The 22,132-nt window shown below is 52.6% G+C and carries 22 protein-coding genes and 1 other RNA gene; 1 reads left to right on the top strand and 22 read right to left on the bottom strand.

What is annotated here, in order from left to right; all coding sequences use genetic code 11:
• Positions 1 to 68: 68 nt before the first annotated feature.
• From D3P09_RS19780 to D3P09_RS19770, 3 genes are read right to left on the bottom strand one after another with little or no spacing between them, the layout of a single operon-like run.
• On the bottom strand, positions 69 to 494 hold the full coding sequence (locus tag D3P09_RS19780; RefSeq protein WP_120113110.1) for a hypothetical protein: 426 nt from the start codon (positions 492 to 494) through the stop codon (positions 69 to 71).
• A 5-nt stretch (positions 495 to 499) separates the two neighbouring features.
• Positions 500 to 712, bottom strand: coding sequence for a DUF1540 domain-containing protein (locus D3P09_RS19775; RefSeq protein WP_120113109.1), 213 nt, complete (start codon positions 710 to 712; stop codon positions 500 to 502).
• Between the two features lie 54 nt (positions 713 to 766).
• Positions 767 to 1,264 (bottom strand): YpuI family protein, encoded by a 498-nt coding sequence (locus D3P09_RS19770; protein WP_120113108.1) that lies wholly within the window; start codon positions 1,262 to 1,264, stop codon positions 767 to 769.
• Between the two features lie 176 nt (positions 1,265 to 1,440).
• Between D3P09_RS19770 and D3P09_RS19765 the strand changes: the two genes are divergently transcribed.
• Entirely contained in the window at positions 1,441 to 3,291 is a 1,851-nt protein-coding gene (locus tag D3P09_RS19765; protein WP_120113107.1) for a S8 family peptidase, read from the top strand.
• A 72-nt stretch (positions 3,292 to 3,363) separates the two neighbouring features.
• On the opposite strand, the gene rnpB is transcribed toward D3P09_RS19765, so the two are convergent.
• The 19 genes from rnpB to yqfD form a co-directional block, all read right to left on the bottom strand.
• Positions 3,364 to 3,767, bottom strand: an RNA gene (gene rnpB / locus D3P09_RS19760) — RNase P RNA component class A.
• Positions 3,768 to 3,828: 61 nt separating this feature from the next.
• Complete coding sequence (locus tag D3P09_RS19755) at positions 3,829 to 4,950, bottom strand: Nif3-like dinuclear metal center hexameric protein (RefSeq protein WP_120113106.1); 1,122 nt, start codon at positions 4,948 to 4,950, stop codon at positions 3,829 to 3,831.
• A complete protein-coding gene (locus D3P09_RS19750) occupies positions 4,926 to 5,699 on the bottom strand; it encodes a tRNA (adenine(22)-N(1))-methyltransferase (protein ID WP_120113105.1) in 774 nt (257 codons plus the stop codon). Before D3P09_RS19750 ends, D3P09_RS19755 begins: the two co-directional genes overlap by 25 nt.
• Positions 5,699 to 6,535, bottom strand: a complete 837-nt coding sequence (locus tag D3P09_RS19745) for a hypothetical protein (RefSeq protein ID WP_120113104.1) — start codon at positions 6,533 to 6,535, stop codon at positions 5,699 to 5,701. Before D3P09_RS19745 ends, D3P09_RS19750 begins: the two co-directional genes overlap by 1 nt.
• Positions 6,536 to 6,621: 86 nt before the next feature.
• On the bottom strand, positions 6,622 to 7,752 hold the full coding sequence (gene rpoD / locus D3P09_RS19740; protein ID WP_120113103.1) for an RNA polymerase sigma factor RpoD: 1,131 nt from the start codon (positions 7,750 to 7,752) through the stop codon (positions 6,622 to 6,624).
• Between the two features lie 36 nt (positions 7,753 to 7,788).
• On the bottom strand, positions 7,789 to 9,618 hold the full coding sequence (gene dnaG, locus D3P09_RS19735; RefSeq protein ID WP_120113102.1) for a DNA primase: 1,830 nt from the start codon (positions 9,616 to 9,618) through the stop codon (positions 7,789 to 7,791).
• A 66-nt stretch (positions 9,619 to 9,684) separates the two neighbouring features.
• Positions 9,685 to 10,179, bottom strand: a complete 495-nt coding sequence (locus D3P09_RS19730) for a YaiI/YqxD family protein (RefSeq protein WP_243644317.1) — start codon at positions 10,177 to 10,179, stop codon at positions 9,685 to 9,687.
• A 64-nt stretch (positions 10,180 to 10,243) separates the two neighbouring features.
• The gene (locus D3P09_RS19725) at positions 10,244 to 11,065 is read right to left on the bottom strand and encodes a pyruvate, water dikinase regulatory protein (protein ID WP_120113101.1); all 822 of its coding nucleotides are present in this window, start codon (positions 11,063 to 11,065) and stop codon (positions 10,244 to 10,246) included.
• Between the two features lie 40 nt (positions 11,066 to 11,105).
• Positions 11,106 to 13,187, bottom strand: coding sequence for a glycine--tRNA ligase subunit beta (gene glyS, locus D3P09_RS19720; protein ID WP_120113100.1), 2,082 nt, complete (start codon positions 13,185 to 13,187; stop codon positions 11,106 to 11,108).
• Position 13,188: 1 nt separating this feature from the next.
• Positions 13,189 to 14,067, bottom strand: a complete 879-nt coding sequence (gene glyQ / locus D3P09_RS19715) for a glycine--tRNA ligase subunit alpha (RefSeq protein WP_120113099.1) — start codon at positions 14,065 to 14,067, stop codon at positions 13,189 to 13,191.
• A gap of 331 nt (positions 14,068 to 14,398) precedes the next feature.
• A complete protein-coding gene (gene recO / locus D3P09_RS19710) occupies positions 14,399 to 15,142 on the bottom strand; it encodes a DNA repair protein RecO (RefSeq protein ID WP_120113098.1) in 744 nt (247 codons plus the stop codon).
• Between the two features lie 51 nt (positions 15,143 to 15,193).
• Entirely contained in the window at positions 15,194 to 15,343 is a 150-nt protein-coding gene (locus D3P09_RS19705; protein WP_120113097.1) for a YqzL family protein, read from the bottom strand.
• Between the two features lie 89 nt (positions 15,344 to 15,432).
• A complete protein-coding gene (gene era, locus D3P09_RS19700) occupies positions 15,433 to 16,356 on the bottom strand; it encodes a GTPase Era (protein ID WP_120113096.1) in 924 nt (307 codons plus the stop codon).
• A gap of 8 nt (positions 16,357 to 16,364) precedes the next feature.
• Positions 16,365 to 16,796, bottom strand: a complete 432-nt coding sequence (locus D3P09_RS19695) for a cytidine deaminase (protein ID WP_120113095.1) — start codon at positions 16,794 to 16,796, stop codon at positions 16,365 to 16,367.
• 20 nt (positions 16,797 to 16,816) lie between these two features.
• Positions 16,817 to 17,182, bottom strand: a complete 366-nt coding sequence (locus D3P09_RS19690) for a diacylglycerol kinase family protein (protein ID WP_120113094.1) — start codon at positions 17,180 to 17,182, stop codon at positions 16,817 to 16,819.
• A complete protein-coding gene (ybeY, locus tag D3P09_RS19685) occupies positions 17,182 to 17,679 on the bottom strand; it encodes an rRNA maturation RNase YbeY (RefSeq protein ID WP_120113093.1) in 498 nt (165 codons plus the stop codon). Before ybeY ends, D3P09_RS19690 begins: the two co-directional genes overlap by 1 nt.
• A gap of 1 nt (position 17,680) precedes the next feature.
• Positions 17,681 to 19,927: an HD family phosphohydrolase gene (locus tag D3P09_RS19680; RefSeq protein WP_120113092.1), complete on the bottom strand. Its 2,247-nt coding sequence runs from the start codon at positions 19,925 to 19,927 to the stop codon at positions 17,681 to 17,683.
• A 17-nt stretch (positions 19,928 to 19,944) separates the two neighbouring features.
• Positions 19,945 to 20,916: a PhoH family protein gene (locus D3P09_RS19675; protein WP_120113357.1), complete on the bottom strand. Its 972-nt coding sequence runs from the start codon at positions 20,914 to 20,916 to the stop codon at positions 19,945 to 19,947.
• Between the two features lie 6 nt (positions 20,917 to 20,922).
• Positions 20,923 to 22,116, bottom strand: a complete 1,194-nt coding sequence (gene yqfD / locus D3P09_RS19670) for a sporulation protein YqfD (protein ID WP_120113091.1) — start codon at positions 22,114 to 22,116, stop codon at positions 20,923 to 20,925.
• Positions 22,117 to 22,132 lie beyond the last annotated feature (16 nt).

The following is a 22,132-nucleotide window of genomic DNA, read 5'->3' as shown; positions in this document are numbered from 1 at the left end:
TTTTCCAGCTGGCGTAAAAGATAGGCCCCTCCGATTCCGGAGGAGCCTCGCATCAACTTTCATTCCGATCAGGTTAGAGCATAATAAAATGGAACGATGACCAGATTAAGGACAACTGCAATAAGACCTAGCGTCATGGACCAGATGCCCAGCGCCCTTGAGCCTTGCCGGTACGCGATAAAGCCAAGCACGGCTGATGTGATCCCCATCAATACCGGCCAGATAAACCAGGATGCAATGGCAAATACTAGCGATACCCAGCCAAGCGCATAACCGCCTGTTTCGGTTACCGTGTCCTCGCCGTCACGCTCTGAACGGCTTGCGATCCGCTCGACATGCGTTGCCGGCATGCCGTATGCAAAGTCAGCGCCCATCTCTTCATTGACATTCGCCATCTGATTGGGTTGTCCGGCGTTCGTCGGGGCGAAGCCCGGTTCAGTTTCCTTCTCAGAAGACCTGCGGTATTCGATTTCATTGTCTCTGTTCCGGTCCATCCCATTCACTCCTTTGGCTTAAAGGTGTGGCAGCAAGTGGCAGCGGAGTCCGTTGCCTGGTCTTGGTGGAACAGTCCCAGCTCATCACCGGCAAATTCGGCGTCGAACGAGCCCTTGGAATGCTGGTCGATATCGATCATGATTTCTCTTGCGCCGCAATTATTGCCTTCTTCCCAGAAGCTGCAATTCGCAACGCTGCAGGATACGCCCTTCGGCATAAAAAATCACCTCCGCTACACATTGTTCCTCGTGCGGAAGTGATTCATTCTGCCTTATTTTGAGCCTTGCATGCGGCGCTGTGTCATATAGTCGCTTTCATAATAGGCAAGATCGTCGCGGAGCTCTTCGAACACCTTCGATACGCCCAAAACGACATTGCGCGCTTCGCGTACAGGCTTGAATCTGAATCGGATGGCATCTTGGCCTGTGTAGGCGTAGCGGCCGTCTTCGGAGTAACATTCATTTTTCGGATAGAAGAATGCATTGACGCATTGGTGATACGCTTCATACAGCGCGCGCTCGCCAAATTCCATATCGAAATTAGGTCTTCTGAGCAGAACACCCAGTTTTTCTACCGAAACTTCCGAATACACAAGCAGATGACGAAGGTCTGCAAGCAGCCCTTTGTAAAAGATAACCGCATCTTCGCCCTCTTCGCCTGCCAGCTGGGATAAGGAATGGTCATTGAGGAACGGTTCCAGCTGCGCAACCGCTCCTTTTAATTTTTCACGTGTGGATTCAGCTAGCGCTTTTACATTAGTCGATGGCATGGTGGTAGATCCCCTTTCCTAATTCCAAACAAAAAAACTATATCAACACTCATCGTACCACAAATTCCAGCGAAACGGTACTGGCGTTTCTTGAATCAGCCGCATAATTTGTTCCCTTCATTCGGAATCTAAGACGGAGCCTGTGAACCACACCTTGTATTAATGGAGGATGCAGCATGCGAAAATCTTGGATAGCCGCCTTTACCCTAATCGCGTTAGCGGCGCTGCTTATTCCCGCTGCCCCATTCTATGGGCCGGAGAAGCAGCAGGAGGAGCCGGCGCAGCCCGCTCCGCTATCTGTTCATCATGAGCAGAAGCATAAGATGGCGGCTTTGCAGAACGATATGAACGCGACAGCTTTGCTCATTGCGGCGGAGAGCAAAAAGGACTTCCGCAACATTATGAACGCCGCCGGCGAATCCGAAGCGAAAGCCTTCCTGACCATGGATGGCCTTCTGAAGGAGCATTCCCATATCGGTTATGTCAATTGGATTACTGGCGGCAAATCGCATCAAAAAGGGAAAATGCCGGATACAAAAACGAATGAATCCGAGTCTTATGCCCGCGAAGCGGCCGATCATGTATCAAAGGGCACAGATTATGAATCGCCGCCGTTTGAAGGCAAAGACGGCAGCCGGTACATTGTGCTTGGAGTGCCGGATGAGCGGAAGAACGGCAACGGTGTTGTCGGCATCGTCAAGCAGGATATCATCAAGCAAGTGGAGATGCATCAAAAACGGAACTTGCGGCTCATCCCATATCCTGCGGAAGGCAACTACCGCATCGAATCCGTTAAGCCTAATTCTACGGTCGATACTACGGTGAGAACAGGCGAGGATAATGGCAATGCAAGCCATTATCATATTCGCGATGTCGTTGTCCACTTCAACCGCGACTTGTCCGAAGCGGATATGAACCGCATTCGCAAAGACATCAACTTCGAATCGATGCAGCAGATCGGCGATACCTTCGTATTCCGTTCCAAATCGATGGAAACCAAAGCGCTAATGCAATATTTCAAGCAAAAGTGGAATCCGCGCTATACCGAGCCTCACTATTTGTATCTGACCAATGAGAACACGGGAGCGGCGGCTGATCCGATCATTCCGAATGACGCGCTTTACTCCAAGTACCAATGGAATTTGCCGTCAATCGAAACGGAAAAAGGCTGGAACGTCTCCAAAGGGGGGGAAGATGTCATCATCGCCGTCCTCGATACGGGGGTTCAGAGCAATCACCCCGATCTTCAGGGCAAGCTTCTAAGCGGCACTAACATCGTGGATAAAAGCAAAGCGCCGGATGATGACGTTGGACACGGCACCCACGTCGCAGGCATTATCGGGGCAACCGTCAATAATGGCGAAGGCGTAGCCGGCATATCCTGGTACAACAAGATTATGCCCGTCAAGGTGCTGGACAGCAGCGGCGCCGGATCGACCTACTCGGTTGCACAAGGCATTATCTGGGCTGTAGACAACGGCGCCAAGGTCATTAATATGAGCCTTGGCAACTATGCCCAAGCCGACTTTCTGCACGACGCCATCAAATATGCCTACGAGCGGGACGTTGTGCTGATCGCCGCAAGCGGCAATGACAATACGGAAAGGCCCGGTTACCCGGCTGCTTATCCCGAAGTATTCGCCGTTGCCGCAACCAACAACAACAAGGAGAAGGCCTCCTTCTCCAACTATGGCGACTACATCGATGTTGCGGCGCCCGGCGACAGCATCGCAAGCACATACCCTGGAAGCCAGTATGCCGCCTTGTCCGGCACGTCCATGGCCAGTCCCCATGTCGCAGCGCTGGCCGGCCTGATCCGCACCGCCAATCCTTCTCTCTCCAATGAAGAGGTCATGGAAATTATGCGCGGCTCGGCTCGCGATCTGGGTACAAGCGGCAAGGACATTTACTTCGGTTACGGCGAGATTGACATCGTGAAGGCGCTGGAAGCCGCAACAAGCTATGGCGGCACGCTTCAGACGTATCCCAAGCAAGTAAAGCGGCGGCTCGAATCGATCCTAAGATAATACGAACGCAAAGAGGCCGCCTGTCATGCGACAGGCGGCCTCTTACACATGTTATGATCATTACAATTCCGTGCGGAAAGTTTGCCGTAAGCCGGGTTCTGTACTTCTGGTGGTAGAACGGGAACGACCCTCCCACTGTGAAGCGACAATCATCTATCTAGGCCATACATTGCTGCATGGCTCCAGCAACCAACCCGGACGCGCCTCGGGCTAAGGCTGCAGCCTCGAAAGCTGCCGCGTCCTCTCGGTCTTGCTCCAGATGGGGTTTACCAGGAATGCAGTCACCTGCACTCCTCGTGGTCTCTTACACCACGGTTCCATCCTTGCCTGTGCATGCCTTGCGGCAGCCATCGGCGGTCCATTTCTGTGGCACTATCCTTCAGCTCGCGCTGACTGGACGTTATCCAGCATCCTGCCCTGTGGAGCCCGGACTTTCCTCTCGCAGCCAAGCTGCCAGCGATTGTCTGTCAAACTTTCCGATGCACGATCTAGTATACAAGGTTTGAAGCGAAAGCTCAACCCTGATTTATTGCCAGCTTACACAAAAGTGAACGGTTCAGTGCCTAGCCTGGAAGCAACGGCAACGGTATCCGACTTATTCTCCTGCAGCTTGGCATTCAGCCATTCGGCAACTTTCCCTTTCATGACCTTCTCGATATTGTGGCCGGCATCTATAATCGTCATGCCGGCAGCCAGCGCGTCATGCGCCGTATGGTAATCGATATCGCCCGTCACCAGCACATCCGCGCCTGCGAATATGGCATGCCTCACGTAACGCGCTCCCGAGCCGCCTAGCACAGCTGCCTTGCGGATAAGCCGGTCCGCCGGACCGACGACGCGAAGCATCGGAACGTCGAATGACGCCTTCAGCCGCTGCGCCAGCTCGCCAAGCGTCGCAGGCTCCGCTAGCTTGCCGGCACGGCCCAGCCCGAACGATCTGCCCTTCAAATCAACCGGATACAGATCATAAGCCACTTCCTCATACGGATGTGCCTTCAGCATGGCGCTGACTGTCTTGCGGTGAATGCTATGAGGCACAATCACTTCGATTCTCACCTCATCCACCCGCTCCAGCTTGCCCTCGCTGCCGATAAACGGCTGCGTGCCTTCGCCTGGCTTGAATGTTCCAGTACCTTTGCTGTTGAAGCTGCAGCAGCCGTAATTGCCGATTTCGCCCGCCCCTGAACGCCATATCGCTTCCAGCACCGCCTCATGGTGGCTCTCTGGCACAAATACGACCAGCTTGTATAACTTATCCGTATGAATTTCTTCCAGGCACACGCGGCCATCAGGCTGAATGCCGATTTGATCCGCCAGCCAGTCATTCACACCGCCGTCCGCCACATCCAAATTTGTATGTGAAATATAGACGGCAATATCGTTTTTAATAAGTTTCTCATAGAGCTTGCCTGCAGGCGTGGATGTGTCCAGCTTCGCCAGCGGACGGTAGATAATGGCATGATGCGCAATAATTAGATTGGCGCCTTCAGCAATCGCTTCATCAACCACCTCATCCGTCACATCGAGCGCAACCAAGACTTTATGAACCGTTTTATTAAGCGTGCCTAGCTGCAAGCCGATTTTGTCATTCTCAACAGCGTAATGCTTGGGAGCCAGCTGCTCCATGTACTGAACTATCGTTGCTCCGTTGGCAAGCACTGAAGCACCTCCTCGATATGCTTAATATCACGCTCGAACTGCGATTTCTTAACGGCGGATTCCGGCAGGTCCGAACCGCCTAACTGCTTGCAGATCCGCTCCAGCTTCTCAATCTCAAGTTTCCATTTCTCTATCAGGACAGGTGTCGGCTTGCGAAGCAAATGAGGCCCCATCCTCACCAAAAGCCCCTTCAGCTCGCTTCTGCTCCAGCTTAGCGGCAGGAATGAGCCGTCGTATACAGCTTCGTTGGAAGCTGCAGCATCCTGACTGCGTCTGGCATGCAGCACTTCATAGATCTTTCCGTCTTCCTCAAGTATCGACTCATCGCATAGCTGCCAGCCCTTCCCAAGCAGCCACAGCCTTACCTCGTCTTCCCCTACATTCGGCTGCAGCACCAGCTCTGTAACGCCTTGAAGCTTGCCCGCCTGATCGCCTGCTTCCAATATCGTGCTCATCAAGCTGCCGCCCATACCTGCAATAGTCACGCTGTCGGCTTCGCCCCCGCTAAGCACGGACAGCCCATCGCCCTTGCGAACCTCCAAACGTTGCTGCAAGCCCGCATCCGCCGCGCCTTTGCGCGCTGCCTGAAATGGCCCTTCATTCAGCTCGCCGGCAATTGCGGACGGGCACCTTCCGCTCTGGAGCAAATAAATCGGAAGAAGAGCATGGTCGGAGCCGATGTCCGCAACCCGATTGCCCGTTGTAATATAGTCTGCAATTCGCTGCAGACGATTTGATAATTTAATCATTATGCTACCCACACCATCCATTGCTTGCGCAAGGCGAAGAGGAGCCCTCCGCCAATTGCGATTTTTATAAGCAGCTGCACTTGCAGCCACGCCGAATTATGTACAACAACGAGCGTATAAAGCTCAGGCATGAACCAGGCCAGCGCGCATGTTACGAACAGAATAGCGGAGACCGGCTTCGTCCAGCGGTGGAAAAACCAGCTGCTCCATCCGAACAGAATCGCCAGCGGGAGCCAATATAGTTGGATCTCATACCATACCGGATCTTGAGTAAATCTGGAGAGCAGCCAGCCATATATCAGTAATGCCGCCAGCCAGCCGCATAGATGCAGGCCGTGAATACGCGCCTTAATCCCGTATATGATCCAGAATAATGCGCTGAAAGAGACAATGCCTATCTTCCAGCCCCAATGCGACAAGCCATGCAGCTCAAGCATATGCAAGCCGCCTCCCAGCAGCGTAAGCATAGCAATGCTCGTCAGCGTCAGTCCAATCGCCTCATGACGGGACCGGAAGCGGCTTCCCATCCATAGAAATACAGCTGCAGCGCCGATTACAACGCCAATTTGCATTGCGGGATGAAAACGGCTAAAATAAAGCACAACGAAGGAAATTAAGGTAAAAGCACCAAATGTAAGCAACCACTGCTTGCCGGTCGCTTTCTGAACAGCCGCGATTGCTTTGCCAACCGCATGCGTTGAAGGCTTGGCCTTCGGTTCCTCTTCGGGATCCGCATACAGGTTAAGCAGAAAATCGCAGTATTGATCAGGAAGAAGCTTGCTTCTTCGCCAATGATCAATTTCTCTTACAATGATTTGCCTGCGCTCTTGATTCATTTCGTCGGCTTCCTCTCCGTCTGAATACGTCGCTCATTGGAAAAAAGACCTCGCTGCATCAAGCAGAAAGGTCATAAAGAATTACTTTATTCAAGGAAATCTTTTAAGCGTTTGCTGCGGCTAGGATGGCGAAGCTTGCGAAGCGCCTTGGCTTCAATCTGCCTGATCCGCTCGCGCGTAACGCCGAATACCTTGCCGACTTCCTCCAATGTTCTGGTACGTCCATCGTCAAGTCCGAAGCGAAGGCGAAGCACATTCTCTTCACGCTCCGTCAGCGTATCCAGCACATCCTCAAGCTGCTCCTTCAGAAGCTCGTACGCCGCTGCGTCAGCTGGAGCGAGCGCCTCCTGATCCTCGATAAAATCGCCCAAGTGCGAATCATCTTCTTCGCCGATTGGTGTCTCAAGGGATACCGGTTCTTGCGCAATTTTCATAATCTCTCTTACTTTTTCCGTGCTAAGCTCCATCTCCACCGCAATTTCTTCCGGCGTCGGTTCGCGCCCCAGCTCCTGAAGCAGCTGTCGGGACACGCGAATAAGCTTGTTGATGGTTTCGACCATATGAACAGGAATACGGATCGTGCGAGCCTGGTCTGCAATCGCGCGCGTAATCGCCTGTCTGATCCACCATGTTGCGTACGTACTGAATTTGAAGCCTTTTTGATGATCGAATTTCTCTACGGCCTTGATCAGGCCCATGTTCCCTTCCTGAATAAGGTCAAGGAACAGCATGCCTCTGCCGACATAACGCTTGGCAATGCTGACCACGAGACGGAGGTTCGCTTCCGCGAGTCTGCGCTTCGCTTCCTCGTCGCCGTTCTCGATGCGGATCGCCAGTTCAATCTCATCATCAGCGGACAGAAGCGGCACACGGCCGATTTCCTTCAAGTACATCCGCACGGGATCGTTGATTTTGATGCCTGGCGGAAGAGCCAGATCATCGTCGAAGTTGAAGTCGTCGCTCTCGCGCTCCCCTTCTTCATTGGAAGGCCGAAGCGGGTTGTCCTCATCGTTTTCATTCAGCACTTCAATGCCCAAGTCGTCCAGCTGCTCAAAAAATTCATCAATTTGTTCCGGGTCTTGATCAAAGGGAGACAACTTCTCCATAATTTCTTTATACGTTAAGGAGGATCTCTTTTTGCCAAGCTCAATAAGCTGATCCTTGACGTGGTCCAGCTTTTGTTCGGTATCTAATTCAGTATGTTGATCGTTCGCCATTTCCGACTCCCTCCTCCCTAGAAATCAATCATGAAGTCAACCTTTAAGCTGTCTCTCTAGGGTTATAATCTCAAGACCTAATCGCGCTGCCCTCATGGCGTCGCCAGCGCGCTCGGCGCGCACCATTTCTTCCTTCTTCTCTTCAATCTCACGAAGCTTCGGAACCTTCAGCATCGTGTCGATATAAGCATCCATCACATTGTCGTCGAAAGGAAAGTCGCCATCCATCATTAAGATGGAGGATGCGGTCTCCTCCAGACGATCATCATGCAAGGTTGCGATGAACCGTGCGGCATCCGGCTCGTATCCGCCTGCATAATAAGCGTATAAATAAGCAGCGAGCGCTGCGTGATCCTCTACATTAAAGGAATCGCCAATCCGATCATGTACGGCTCCAGCCACTTCGCGATCGCGCATCATGACATGCAGCAATCTCCGCTCCGCGTACGTGTATGCCGGCAGAAGCTTAGGCGCCCTAGACGTACGGCGCTTTTCATTCCTACCATTATTCCACGAATTGTCGTTATTATCCCCGGCAGGTTTCTTTTTTTGCAGTTCCATCCGGATGCTGTGGCTATCCTGCTTCAGCGCGTCCAATGAAATATCGAACTCTCGGGACAATTCCTTCAAATACACTTCGCGTTCCGTAGAGGAGTCAAGTCCCGCCACGATTTCTACCGCTTCCATCAGATAGTTTTTGCGACCCTCTTCTTTTAGCAGTATATGGTTTTTCCTTGAATATATAAGCTTAAATTTTGTAACGGAGACGGGCTCGTTCACGATTTCCCGCATATACGCTTCCGGTCCGTATTCGCCTATATACTCATCCGGATCCTTGCCTTTCGGCAATATTGCGATCTCTACCTTCAGCCCAGCCGCCTCAAGCATCGGAATAGACTTGTATGCGGCCGCTTGTCCAGCGTCGTCGCCGTCGTAGCAAAGCAAGACCTCCTCGGCATGTCGCCTCAAAATGGAGCAATGCTCTTCCGTTAATGCCGTACCCATTGTCGCGACGCCGTTCTTGACGCCGGCATTCCACGACTTGATGACGTCCATATAGCCTTCGAACACCACAACCTGCTTGCTTTTCCTGATGGCAGGCTTCGCATGATGCAAGTTGTATAGCGTCCTGCTCTTGGTGAACAGCATCGTCTCGGGCGAATTAAGATACTTTGGCGAACCGTCGTTAATGATCCGCGCAGCAAAAGCCGTTGCTTTGCCGTTGCCATCCCACACCGGAAACATAATTCGTCCGCGGAATCGGTCAACGTAACCGCTGCCGTCATTTTTCGCCGATAACAAACCGCCCTTCTCCATCAAGGCGGGATCGAAGCCTCTTCCCGTCAAGAACCGGGTGAGCACATCCCATTCGTCAGGCGCAAAGCCGATCATAAAATGATCAATGAGCCGATCCGACATGCCTCGCTCGCGCAAATATTGCTTAGCCCGGTCTCCCTGCTTCGTATTGTTCAGCAGGTAATGATAAAATTTGATGGCCAGCTCGTGCGCTTCTACGATTTTTTGGCGGCTCGGGTCCTGGGCTTGCGCTTTGCCGCTTTCGGAGATCCAGGTTACGGGAATGTCCGCTTCCTCCGCAAGTATCCGGACCGCCTCGGGGAACGAGTAGCCCTCGATCTCCTCGACGAACCGTATGACATTGCCGCTCTTGCCGCAGCCGTAGCAATGGAAAATTTGCAACTCCGGCGTAACGGTGAATGAAGGGGTTTTCTCCGAATGAAACGGACATAACCCCTTCATGTATTTTCCTTGCTTCGTCAGATGAACGTATTTCCCGACCGTGTCTACGATGTCATGACGCTTGCGTACTTCGTCAATGATCTCCTCCGGTATTTTACCGTATGTCATCGTTCATCACACCTTCATCCAGCAAGAGAACGCTATAGACTTTTAGTAGGTCCTAAATAATATTCGCTAAACGTCATGTTTCTCCTGCTCGATTTTCAAAAGTTTTGTCAACTTTTGTTGAAACGCATTTCGATCGTCTTGCGACATGGCGCGAGGCCCCTTCGTACGCCCTCCGCCGCGCCTCCACTTGGCGCTTTCATGCCTGCGCTCCATCAAGTAGTCGATGTTGGCGTCGGTATACTGCTCCCCGCGGTTAGACAGTACGAGGGCTCCTTTGCCCAGTACCATGCATGCAAGTCCAAAGTCCTGCGTCACAACAATATCTCCCGCTGATACGTGGTTCATGATATACAGATCGACCGATTGACTGCTTCGATCGACCTGCACCACCTTCACGCCTTCGCCCGGCTCCATTCGATGGTCATACGAAGCGACCATCCATACGGGATTGCCGAATGCTCTTGCCGCAGCGATAATCTCCGCCTTGACGGGGCATGCGTCTGCGTCCACTACAATTGCTCTTTTATCGTTCGCTATGATCATCACCGCTCGTTTTCGCATGTGCATCTGCCGCTATAACTATTATATACGGCGGCTGTTGAAAAAAATCCTGCTCATACAGTCCTTATTGGCCTCGTATATACTCCATGATGAGACTGGCTGTCTCTTCAACAGCCCGATGCGATACATCAATCACAAAGCAGTCCAGCTTGTTCATGATGTCCTCCGCGTAACGCAGCTCCTTCTCAATCCGGTCTGTCGTCGCGTAAGCCGCCGTATTCGGTAAGCCAAGCGCCTTCAGCCGTTCCTTCCGAATGATATTCAGATAAGAAGTATTAATGGTAAGGCCGATAATCTTCTCCTTCGGAAGACTGAACAGCTCGTCTGGCGGCTTGATCTCCGGCACAAGAGGAACATTCGCCACCTTGTACTTCTGATGGGCCAAATACATGGACAATGGCGTCTTCGAAGTCCGGGATACGCCGACAAGCACAATATCGGCTTTCAGCACGCCGGATGTATCCCTCGCGTCGTCATATTTGACCGCAAATTCCACAGCTTCGACTTTGCGGAAGTAATCGGCGTCCAGGACATGGTTCAGACCCGGCTCTTGCCTTGATTTTCTTCCTGTGCGATGCTCCAGCGTCTCGATGAAAGGACCGAGCAAATCGATCGCGGCGATGCCGCTTTCTTCCGCAAGCCGCTTCATGCCTTCGCGAAGCTGCGGCATGACTAGCGTATACAGAACAATCGCCTGCGCTAGCTTGGCTTGCTCTGTAATCCGCTGCAGAGCGGTTTCATCCGTAATAAAAGGCGTTCTTCGGATTTCCGCATGGATCGGATGGAATTGCGCGATTGCGGCGCGAACGACCAGTTCGCCGGTATCGCCAGCCGCATCGGATACGACATAGACAATAACCTCCGGCCTGTGGCTTGCTTCCGTCATGCCTACACATCCTTTCCTTTGGCTTTAAGAAGAGGTCGTATTACCACACCAGCTTCGAGAAATCAGCGATTTGCGCAATGTCGCCTGCAATGCCTTTCAGCGTCGCGAGGCGGTTGTCGCGGACCTTCTCGTCCTGCGCCATAACCATTACACTATCGAAGTAAGCTTGAATCGCCGGCTTCAAAGATGCTGCCGACTGCAGTGCCGCATCCATATTCCGTGCTGCCACCGCGCTTTGGAATGCTTCGCGCTGGCTTAGCCATGCTTCATACAGGCTGCCCTCCGCGCTCTCAGCGAACAAGGATGGATCCACGCCCTCTGCCGTTGCTTTGGAAGCCAGATTGCCTACACGGTTGAACTGTTCAACAACAAGCTTGAATTCCGCTTTCGACTCTTCCGTCGTGCAAGCGGCTACTGCCGAAGCGCGGCTTGCCGTCCCGGCCAGATCGTCAAAGCCCGGTGCCATGACGGCATCGACTACGTCGTAGCGGTAGCCTTGCTCGGACAACCAGTTTTTCACCCGCAGCGCGAAGAAGTCGTTTAATTCTTTACGTACATCGCCTTCGGAACGTTTCAGTCCTCTTTCTTTATGAACCGCCAGCGCAATGTCATACAGGTCGGAAAGCTGAAGCTTGAAGTCGAAAGCAAGCAATATGCTCACGATGCCCGCTGCCTGTCTGCGAAGTGCATATGGATCTTGCGAGCCTGTCGGAATAATGCCGATCGAGAAGCAGCCGACGATCGTGTCGATTTTGTCAGCCAGGCTGACGATAGCGCCAGTCGCTTCAGACGGAGCCGCATCGCCGGAGAATCTCGGCTGATAATGCTCATTGATCGCTTTGGCCACTTGCTCGCTTTCGCCAAGCTTGCGCGCATAATCCTCGCCCATGATGCCCTGCAGCTCAGGGAATTCGTACACCATCTGCGAAACCAGGTCGAACTTGCACACCGACGCAGCGCGCGACACCTGCGCAGCCTCGTCATTGCCGATCGCCAGCTTGCTTGCGATCGTCTCCGCAACTGCTGTAATTCGGCGCACTTTGTCAGCTACCGTGCCCAGCTCCTCATGATAGACAATCGACTCCAGCTTGCTGTTCGCTCGCTCAATTGTCAGCTTATGATCCTCTTCATAGAAGAATTTCGCATCGGACAATCTGGCTCGCAGCACCTTCTCATTGCCCTTGGCAACCAGGTCGATGGAACGAAGATCGCCATTGCGCACCGTTACGAAGTAAGGCAGAAGCTTGCCTTGCTCATCCAGCACCGGGAAGTAACGCTGATGCTCCCGCATGGAAGTGATCAGCACCTCTTGCGGAATGTTGAGGAACGACGGATCGAATGTGCCATACAGCGCGTTCGGATATTCGACGAGGAACAATACTTCCTCCAGCAAATCCTCTTTCACAGCGATGGTCCAGCCCTTTTCAGCCTTCAGCTCTTCCAGCTGCTTCAGAATAAGCGCCTCCCGCTCCTTCACATCTACGATGACATGCTGCTGGCGCAGCGCTTCGCGGTATTGCCCCGGCTCCTGCACAACAGCGTCTTCGCCGAGGAAGCGATGGCCGCGGGAGATATTGCCGGTCGGTACGCCGGTAATTTCAAACGGAATGACATCCGGTCCGAACAGGGCCACCATCCAGCGGATCGGACGTACAAAACGCAGCTCATAGCCGCCCCACCGCATGTTTTTTGGGAAGGACATGGAGGTAATCAAGTGGCTCAGACCCTCAGGCAGCAGACCAGCCGTCTCGGCGCCAATGCTGCTCTTCTTCGCATACACGTATTCTACTCCCGCAAGCTCCTGGAAGTAGAGCTGTTCCGGCTCTACGCCTTGGCTTCTGGCAAAGCCAAGAGCCGCCTTGCTCCAATTGCCCGCTTCATCCTGGGCGATTTTGCGGGAAGGGCCTTTTGCTTCTTCGTTGCTGTCCGCTTGCTTCTCCGCAACATCCTTCACCAGCACCGCAAGTCTTCTAGGCGTCGCATAAGCCTCAATCTCGCCATGAGGAACGCGGGATTCCGCCAGCCATTTCTCCGCTTTATCCTTCAACTGGTTCATAGCCGCACGCACGAAACGCGCCGGCACCTCTTCCAAACCGATCTCTAGCAATAGATCCTTAGCCATCCTATTCCGCTCCTTTCTTCAACAACGGGAAGCCCAGGCGCTCGCGCTCTTCCAGGTACGTAGCCGCACATTGTCTAGCCAGGTTGCGGACTCTCGTAATATAGCCCGTTCTCTCCGTTACGCTGATTGCGCCGCGCGCATCCAGCAAGTTGAACGTATGCGAGCATTTCAGCACGTAGTCATAAGCAGGGAACACCAGATGCTGCTCCATCGTTTTTCTCGCTTCTTCCTCATACATATTGAAGAGAGTGAAGAGCATAGCCGTATCCGACGTCTCGAACGTATATTTGGAATGCTCGTATTCCGGCTGCAGGAATACGTCGCCGTATGTTACGCCGTCCACCCACTCCAGATCGAATACATTCTCTTTCTCTTGAATGTAGGATGCGAGGCGCTCCATGCCGTATGTGATCTCTACAGCAACAGGATTCGCATCAATGCCGCCTACTTGCTGGAAGTAAGTGAATTGCGTAATCTCCATGCCATCCAGCCATACTTCCCAGCCTAGTCCCCATGCGCCAAGCGTCGGAGATTCCCAGTTGTCCTCGACAAATCGAATATCATGATCCTTGGCATCAATGCCCAGGCGCTTCAAGCTCTCCAGATACAGCTCCTGAATGTTGTCAGGCGATGGCTTGAGAATAACCTGGAATTGATGATGCTGATACAGACGGTTCGGATTTTCTCCGTAACGGCCGTCTGCAGGGCGGCGCGAAGGCTCCACATAAGCCACGTTCCATGGCTCGGGGCCGATCGAACGCAGGAAGGTCATCGGGTTCATTGTGCCGGCGCCTTTCTCCACGTCGTATGGCTGGACCAATATGCAATTCTGTTCAGCCCAGAACTGCTGCAGCGTCAAAATCATGCCTTGAAAATTCATTCCGCTCGACTCCTTTTCGTTGATTGTCCTCTTAGGACTCTGAGCAACTATGTATTGGCTGCGGCATGCAAAAAACTCCCGGCCTCTACGTCTGCTCACAGACGTAGGGACGAGAGTTGTTTTCCCGCGGTTCCACCCTACTTGGCTATCCTGCTGTTCGCAAGGACAACCCGCCTTAGTTCGATAGGACTCCGGAGCGCCTTTCATCGTGAACGTCCATCCAGGCTTCCACTATCCCCGGCTCGCTGAGCTTGTCGACTGTTCAAAACTACTTTCTCCATCCCTGTCCGTTATTCATAATTTACTATTGTATTCAACTTGGTTGCAAAAGTCAAACTAATTTATCAAGCTGATCCAGAAAATTTCGAGACTTCAGCTGCAAGCCCAGCTGGCTGTCCATCAAGAGGCGCATCGCATGCTTCAGCTCCAGCTTCGTCTCCGGCTTTACCGCGATTGATCCAAGCCTGCGCATATCCATCCCCTTGAACAGCCGAAGCAGCTTGTATGCGCCTTCGCTTAATACGGGCGCTGACGGATCCCGATTGACGCATCTGCCGCATAGAATGCCGCCATTATGCGCGGACAGCCGGAAAGGTCCGACCCTGTTGCCGCAAGACACGCATTCCTCCAGCTCGGGAGCGTAGCCGGCCAGCGCCAGTATCCGCATCTCATAAAGCTGAGTGACAATCTGCGGATCCTTCCCTTCATCAAGGGCGGCAAGATAGGCCTTCAATTGCTCAAAATGAAAGCCTGTCGGCTCCTCTTCCTGTATGATGCGGTCAGTCAGCTCAGCCGCATAGGAGGCGTATGCAGACAGTTCCAGCTGCATACGCAAATCATGGTGAGATTCAATGATCTCACCATGATTAAGCGTTCCGAGACCCTTGGTCCGGAAGTATTGATATTCGCCATAAGTGAAGGGCTGTGCCAGCGAGGAATGCCGGCTCTTCACTTTTTTGGCGCCGCGGACAAGCACGCCCGCTTTCCCGTTCGTCTTCGTCAGCAAAGTTACAATTTTGTTGCTCTCCCCGTAATCCATGCTGCGAAGGACTATTCCTTCTACACGATAAAGCATTCAGTTCGTCTCCCCCATGAAACGAGCACGACTTCAGGCATCGCCTGCTTCTTACTCCGATTCTTCTCCCGCCAGATCTTCCTCATAACCTTCGGCATCGCTGGGAAGGGCCGACATGCCGTACTGATCCATTTCCTTATAAAGCATGAAAGACTCGACATCCCCGGTCAACGTAAAATACTTCCACGAAAAATCTCGCATACGTATTCATCCCTTTCCGCCTCGGAAATGCTGCTCCAGACAGTTATAGGATGTGACAGATATCGGTCCTGTATCCTTAGCAAAAAACGTCAATCGTGGCGGAAGCCCAAATCCTTGAGCACCCGATCCTGATTCCGCCAGTCCTTCTTCACTTTCACCCACAGCTCCAGGTATGTTCGGGAGCCGAGCAAGGCCTCGATATCTCTTCGCGCTTGCTTGCCTACTTCCTTTAGGAAGTCTCCGCGTTTCCCGATAATGATACCCTTCTGCGAATCGCGCTCGACAAAAATCACCGCGCCGATGTAGACTACACCATTCTCCTGCACTCGCATATCCTCAATCGCAACCGCAATGGAATGCGGCACTTCCTCGCGGGTCATATGAAGAATTTTTTCGCGAATGAGCTCTGCGCAGACGAATTGCTCGGGATGGTCCGTAATTTGGTCCGCCGGATAATATTGAGGACCTTCAGGCAGGTAACGGCTGATCTGCTCCAGAAGCGTGCTGACATTGTTGCCGTTCAAGGCGGAAATCGGCACAATTTCTGCAAATTCGTACAGCTCATTGTATTGTGTAATCATAGGCAGCAGCTTCTCGGGCTCCACTTTGTCGATTTTGTTCATCACAAGGAATACTGGCGTTTTCACTTTCTTCAACTGCTCGATAATAAAGCGGTCGCCGCCGCCGATTCCTTCGGATACATCAACAAGGAACAGCGCCGCTTCCACTTCCTTCAAGGCGCTCTCCGCTGTCTGCATCATATAATTGCCCAGCTTGGACTGCGGCTTATGGATGCCAGGCGTATCCAAAAATACGATCTGCGTGTCCTCCGTCGTATAAACGCCATGGATTTTGTTGCGCGTAGTTTGCGGCTTGTCCGACATAATGGCGATCTTCTGGCCAATCAAATGATTCATCAGCGTAGACTTGCCGACATTCGGCCTGCCGATGATGGCTACAAAGCCTGAGCGGAACTTGCTCCCGCTTGAATTATTTGTTGTAGATTGATTCATAAATGATTCTATTCCTCCTTATGTAGCGACGACGGTGTAAACGCCCCTGGCAATAGCTCAGATACCGTTGCGATCGTCCAATCACCCTTCAGATTGCCCATAATAACCGGCATGTCAGGCGGACAAAGCTCGACCAGCACTTGACGGCATATGCCGCAAGGCGAGATCGGTCCCTCTGTATCTCCAATAACCGCAATGGCCTGAAACTCGCCTGCCTGCCTTCCGTCAGCAATAGCTCTGAACATCGCCGTCCGCTCCGCGCAGTTCGTCGGGCCATACGCGGCATTCTCAACGTTGCAGCCCTCATGGACATGCCCGTCCTTGTCCAGCAATGCCGCGCCAACCTGAAATCCCGAATAAGGCACATAAGCGCGCCGCATAACTTCACCCGCGGCGCGCATTAGCGATGTATAGGATTGAGACAGCCCTTTATATTCCATATACGTGTCAATCTCCTTCCTCATGAAGCGAATAACAGCCGCCACAAGGGCGGCCCAAGAATAATAACGCCAATGGCAATAGCGGCGAATGTAGCGGCAAGCACCGCGCCCGCGGCCGTATCCTTGGCCGCTTTGGCGATAGGATGGCGCTCAGGGCTGGCGAGGTCAACCGCTTGCTCAATCGCTGTATTGACCAGCTCCAGGCTGACGACAAGCGCTATGGCGAATAGGATAAGCGCCCATTCCACAGCGGATAGCGACAATAGCCATCCCAGCCCGATCACCAGCGCTGCGGCTGCGCAATGTATCTGCATATGGCGCTGCGTACGGAGAGCGAAGCCGATACCCGACATCGCGACGCGTACGCTCTTTAGAAACTTGCCCATTATCTGGTCAAGCCCGCTTTCTGCAGTACGGCCTCTTGCTTGGCTGTCATCACGGCTTCTGACTCCTCGTCCTGATGGTCATAACCGATTAGATGCAAGAACCCGTGGACGAACAAAAATCCGATTTCCCGCTCCAGCGAATGGCCGTATTCCTCGCTCTGGGCCACCGCGCGTTCCACGGAAATAATAATATCGCCCAGCATGCCGGATATCGGGTCCGGCTCATCTTCGCTTTCCACTTCGAAAATAATGTCCAGCTCTTCCGTGCCTTCATCCTGCATCGCGAAAGACAATACGTCCGTTGGACGGTCGATGCCTCTATAATCGCGATTGAGGGCATGGATTCCCTCATCATCAATAAAGGTTAAAGTCACTTCGCCTTCCGACATTCCTTCCGCCTCGCCGGCCAACTGCAGAAGCTCGGTCAGCTTGCCGATCCATTGTTCGGGGATGTCGATTTTATCTTGTTCGTTGCTGTAATCCAATTGCAAGCTCATGCTAACTTGTCCGCTCCTTCGCCTTCACGTCATCCGGATATTCAATCCGGGAATGGAAGATTCCGATAATGCTTTCCTTCAAGGAATGCGCCACCTTGTCCAATTCCTTCATCGTTAGATCGCATTCGTTATATTGATTGTCATCCAGCCGGCTTTTTATAATTTTGTTAATCATCGCTTCTACATGCTCCACAGTCGGATTGCGCAGGCTGCGCACAGCCGCCTCCACGCAATCCGCAATGCCGACAATAGCTGCTTCTTTGGATTGCGCCTTCGGGCCCGGATACCGGAAGTCATCCTCCGTAAAGCTTGGCTCCGCGCCTTGCTCCTCCGCTTGCTTAAGCGCTTTATGGTAGAAGTACTTCAACGAAGTTGTGCCATGGTGCTGCTCTGCTATATCCCGAAGCGGCTTCGGAATATTATGAGCCTTCAGCATCTCTGAACCGTCCTTGGCATGCGCCACAATAATAGACTTGCTAAGCTTGGGATCGATCGTATCATGCGGGTTTTCGATATTGGTCTGATTCTCGATAAAATAATTCGGGCGTTTCGTTTTCCCTATATCATGATAATACGATCCAACCCGGCATAACAGCCCGTCCGCCCCGATCGATTCCGCCGCAGCTTCCGCCAGATTGCCGACCATTACGCTGTGGTGGTAGGTACCCGGCGTCTCCGTCAGCAGCTTGCGCAGCAGCGGATGATTCGGATTCGACAGCTCAACCAGCTTCAGCGCGGAAAGAATGCCGAACGTCACTTCGAAGAATGGCATAAGGCCGATTACGAGAACTGCCGTCAGCAAGCCGCTCGCAAATGCAAAGGACAGCGAGTAGATGAAAGGCATCCGGTCCAACTGCTCAGACATAAGCAGAATCGCAGCAACAGCGGCCGATCCGAACAAGCTGACCATAATACCGGCCTTCAGGATGGCTGACCGCTGGCTTGCCCGGTGTATGGCGAACACGGCTGCCAAGGATACCACCATAATGAAAAATCCGAATCTGAAATCGAACAGCTGGCTGGAGTGCGTATTAAGGATGATGCTCCCCATAATGGCAAAAATAAAGGAGCTAATAATTGCCAAATGCATGTCCAGCAGCAGTGTAATCAGCATCGCTCCCAGCGCGGCCGGCGCCAAATAGCCGATGTAGGCAGCATTGTCCGTCTGAGTAAAGCCGATAATCTGGATTGTAATGGTATTAATCAGGAATATCAGCCACAGCATAAGCAGCTGTGCGTTGCCGTAGCGAGGCTTCAGACCGTTAATGCCTCCAGATTGATGGAGGTAGACATAAATGACGATGATGAACATCAAGGACAGCATGAGCAGGCCCATCTGCGGCCAATAATGCTTCTTGTCCTGCAGCAGATTGGAATCAGACAGAAGCTTGTACAGCTCCGGTGTAATCGTCTGTCCCCGCTTTACGAAGATGTCGCCTTCCTTGATAACGACCGGCGACGTATTCTGCTTCGCCAGCACACGCGCTTCTTCGGTCGCTTCCTTATCGAGGAATTTGTTCGGCATGATAGCGAATCGCGCCAACTCCTGCACAATTTCCCTTGCCGTCCGGTTGGACAGCGAGCTCGCATTGACCAGCTCGGCTACCTGCGTCCGTGCCGTCTCCGCTTCTCTTAGCTGCTCATTCATCAGCTTCTTGACAATATTAGCGGCTACTTTGCGCATCTCGGTCAACTGCTCGCTAGTCAGCTGCGGCATCTTGTAGTACGTCTCCGCCGGGATCACATACGTCTGATCCTTCGTGACTTTGACCATTTCCTCCAGCAGCGAGTCAGAATATGTACCCTTGCCTTTATTCAGCTTCACAAACGTATTGATGTGCTCATTATAAAGAACCGGAATATCTCCGCGATAAATCTCTATCTTGTTCTGATTGGTTACCTGATCGTCCATATTAAGCTGCTCGATCCGGTACAAGATCTGCTCTACAAGCAATTCGTTTTTCATCGGAACAATATTGTAAATGTCCTCGATCCGGTTGGCCGCCTCTTCCTCTGCCTGGCGGGTTGCCTTCTCGTCCTTGATCTGGAAAGGGGCTTTAATGTCTTTCTCGCTTACTGATCCCTCCGCTATATCATAGGTTTCCGGTATGACATGCGGCGAAAGGCTGATATAGAATAGCAGCACGAACATGGCCATGAGCGTCCATCTTACGGCAGGACTTTGTCTCCAGCCTCGGGTTTTGGCTGATTTTACGGCTGCCTGCTTGCTTGTCCCGTTCTGGTTCATGCGGCTATCCATCCTCTCTAAGCTTTATTCTCGGCATCCACATCATACGCCATAATAATTTTTTGAACGAGGGAATGACGCACAACATCGCCTTCGGTGAAAAAAATCAGGCCAATCTCTTCAATATTTTTCAGAATGCGCTGCGCTTCAATAAGACCCGACGTCTTGCCCCTGGGCAAGTCGATCTGCGTCACGTCTCCCGTAATGACCATCTTGGAACCGAAGCCAAGACGCGTCAGGAACATCTTCATCTGCTCCGGCGTCGTATTCTGCGCTTCGTCGAGAATGATAAAGGAGTCATCCAGCGTCCGTCCGCGCATATACGCAAGCGGAGCAATCTCAATCAGCCCGCGCTCCATCGCCTTGACCGTCTGATCGGGACCAAGCACATCATGCAGAGCATCGTAAAGCGGCCTTAAATAAGGATCTACCTTCTCTTGCAAATCGCCTGGCAAAAATCCGAGATTCTCGCCCGCTTCCACGGCTGGGCGCGTCAATACGATGCGCTTGACGGAGCCTTCCTTCAAAGCGACAACGGCCAGCACGACGGCAAGATAGGTTTTGCCGGTACCCGCCGGTCCGATGCCGAATACGATATCCTTCTTTTTAATCGTCTTAACATAATGACGCTGGCCGATCGTCTTGACCATAATCTTCTTGCCGCGGAAGGTCGAGGCGATCTCCTTCTTGAACAGATCCAGCAGCTCCTCCGCCTGCAGCGTGCGGGCCAGCTCCAACGCGTAAGCGATATCGCGCTCGGTCGGGTTGTAGCCGCCGCGAACGAGCTGCAGCAGCACGCGGTACAATTGCTCCAGTGAATCCGTTTCCTTGGCAGGGCCGGTAATGACAATCTCGGCCTCCCGTGTAGCGATAGACGATTCGACACTTTCTTGCACCAATCGCAAAAACTTATCCTGAGGCCCGAAAACAGCTAAGCCTTCAGCAGTATTCTCGAGCGGAATTTTTACTGTAGTCGTTTCATTTTGCAACAATACTCAGTCTCCCTGCATCTGGACTAATGGCAATTCTGTCACTAATGATTGATCCACTTCAAAAAGAACTTTCATATAAACTTTACCATTGTCCGCCTCTTCATGCAAAACAATTTCCTCGACGATGACGGCATCCCTGCCTGCTTTTTCGATCACATCCGCTTTCGCCTGCAGCAATCCGACGCTTTTCGCTTCCTCTTCGGTAAGCGTGCGCTCCTGCAGCTCCGTCTCCATGACCGTTTCCTTCATCCGGCCGATCGGCAGCGTCCAATTTCTCCACGAGATGCGCTCTTCATGGGTTATGGTCTCCGATTGTCCGTATCCTTCTTTGCCGAATCCGCTCACCTGAAGCGCTCTGGAGCCCAGCACCGCATACCACTTCGTCTTTTTCTCGCCGGTGTATACCTTCACTTGCTGCACCAGGGGCGCTTCCACCTTAAACTCATACCAAACCAGCCCGCGCACAGTTCCTTTCGCGACAACCGCCTTGGTGTTCGTATCCGAGCCGATCAAGCCGGAAATCAAGGTTTGTCCCTTTTTGACCCGCGTGTTTTTCTTGACGACCGCTTTGCCCGTCTCCGCAATGATCTGAGTTACGACGCCGTCCGCCGAAGCGACAAGATGGCGGGGATTTTGCAGCGATGGCGTCTCCGGCAGCGTCATCTCGACGACTTGGATGCGAACCTTTGTCCCTTTTTTCTCTACGCCAACCCAAGTGGTGCCCGGCAGCGAATGAACCAGCTTCTTGGAGATTACATCCGCATTCTGCAGCCGGAAGGACCATTGCATCGGATAAAGCCCTTCCTGCTTAGCCGCTTGCAGCACCTGCTCCTCTGTCAGCTTCACATTACCCTCTACCTCGACGTTCCATACAAGCGAAGACAGCATAAAGATAATCGCAAAAAACAAAACGATGCCTCCGGAGAACCAAATTCGCTTCTCCGCTTTCACCAGCCAAAATGGCAGGCCCCGGCGCTCCGTCACATGCACCCGGCAGCTTGTCTCTTTTAAATACGGACGAAGACGAAAAAAGTCGCCAACCGATACTTCGAATTGCATTTTGCCTTTGCTTGTCCAACGAATGGCGGACAAGCTCAGCCCGCCTGCCATCGCTTTGTTCACAAGCTCCTCAGGCTTGCCGCCCCTCGTCACGACGACAACGGAACCCTTTAACCATAATACCCCTTTTTCCCTCACAACGTTCTCCCCCTAT

This window comes from Paenibacillus pinisoli (assembly GCF_003605435.1).
GTDB classification, from domain to species: domain Bacteria; phylum Bacillota; class Bacilli; order Paenibacillales; family Paenibacillaceae; genus Pristimantibacillus; species Pristimantibacillus pinisoli.
Note: the sequence above shows the minus strand (reverse complement) of the source record. Positions and strands in the feature narration are given on the sequence as shown.

Coding starts and splice junctions, on each gene's coding strand:
- D3P09_RS19725 (WP_120113101.1), bottom strand. CDS start 11,065: ATGACGGAAGCAAGCCACAGGCCGGAGGTTATTGTCTATGTCGTATCC.
- rpoD (WP_120113103.1), bottom strand. CDS start 7,752: ATGGCGAACGATCAACATACTGAATTAGATACCGAACAAAAGCTGGAC.
- D3P09_RS19680 (WP_120113092.1), bottom strand. CDS start 19,927: ATGAACCAGAACGGGACAAGCAAGCAGGCAGCCGTAAAATCAGCCAAA.
- ybeY (WP_120113093.1), bottom strand. CDS start 17,679: ATGAGCTTGCAATTGGATTACAGCAACGAACAAGATAAAATCGACATC.
- D3P09_RS19750 (WP_120113105.1), bottom strand. CDS start 5,699: ATGATTAAATTATCAAATCGTCTGCAGCGAATTGCAGACTATATTACA.
- D3P09_RS19690 (WP_120113094.1), bottom strand. CDS start 17,182: ATGGGCAAGTTTCTAAAGAGCGTACGCGTCGCGATGTCGGGTATCGGC.
- D3P09_RS19765 (WP_120113107.1), top strand. CDS start 1,441: ATGCGAAAATCTTGGATAGCCGCCTTTACCCTAATCGCGTTAGCGGCG.
- era (WP_120113096.1), bottom strand. CDS start 16,356: ATGAATCAATCTACAACAAATAATTCAAGCGGGAGCAAGTTCCGCTCA.
- D3P09_RS19695 (WP_120113095.1), bottom strand. CDS start 16,796: ATGGAATATAAAGGGCTGTCTCAATCCTATACATCGCTAATGCGCGCC.
- D3P09_RS19770 (WP_120113108.1), bottom strand. CDS start 1,264: ATGCCATCGACTAATGTAAAAGCGCTAGCTGAATCCACACGTGAAAAA.
- dnaG (WP_120113102.1), bottom strand. CDS start 9,618: ATGACATACGGTAAAATACCGGAGGAGATCATTGACGAAGTACGCAAG.
- D3P09_RS19780 (WP_120113110.1), bottom strand. CDS start 494: ATGGACCGGAACAGAGACAATGAAATCGAATACCGCAGGTCTTCTGAG.
- D3P09_RS19745 (WP_120113104.1), bottom strand. CDS start 6,535: ATGAATCAAGAGCGCAGGCAAATCATTGTAAGAGAAATTGATCATTGG.
- recO (WP_120113098.1), bottom strand. CDS start 15,142: ATGCTTTATCGTGTAGAAGGAATAGTCCTTCGCAGCATGGATTACGGG.
- D3P09_RS19775 (WP_120113109.1), bottom strand. CDS start 712: ATGCCGAAGGGCGTATCCTGCAGCGTTGCGAATTGCAGCTTCTGGGAA.
- glyQ (WP_120113099.1), bottom strand. CDS start 14,067: ATGAATTTTCAAGGCATGATTTTGACGCTGCAGCAGTTCTGGGCTGAA.
- D3P09_RS19730 (WP_243644317.1), bottom strand. CDS start 10,179: ATGCGAAAACGAGCGGTGATGATCATAGCGAACGATAAAAGAGCAATT.
- glyS (WP_120113100.1), bottom strand. CDS start 13,187: ATGGCTAAGGATCTATTGCTAGAGATCGGTTTGGAAGAGGTGCCGGCG.
- D3P09_RS19705 (WP_120113097.1), bottom strand. CDS start 15,343: ATGCGAGATTTTTCGTGGAAGTATTTTACGTTGACCGGGGATGTCGAG.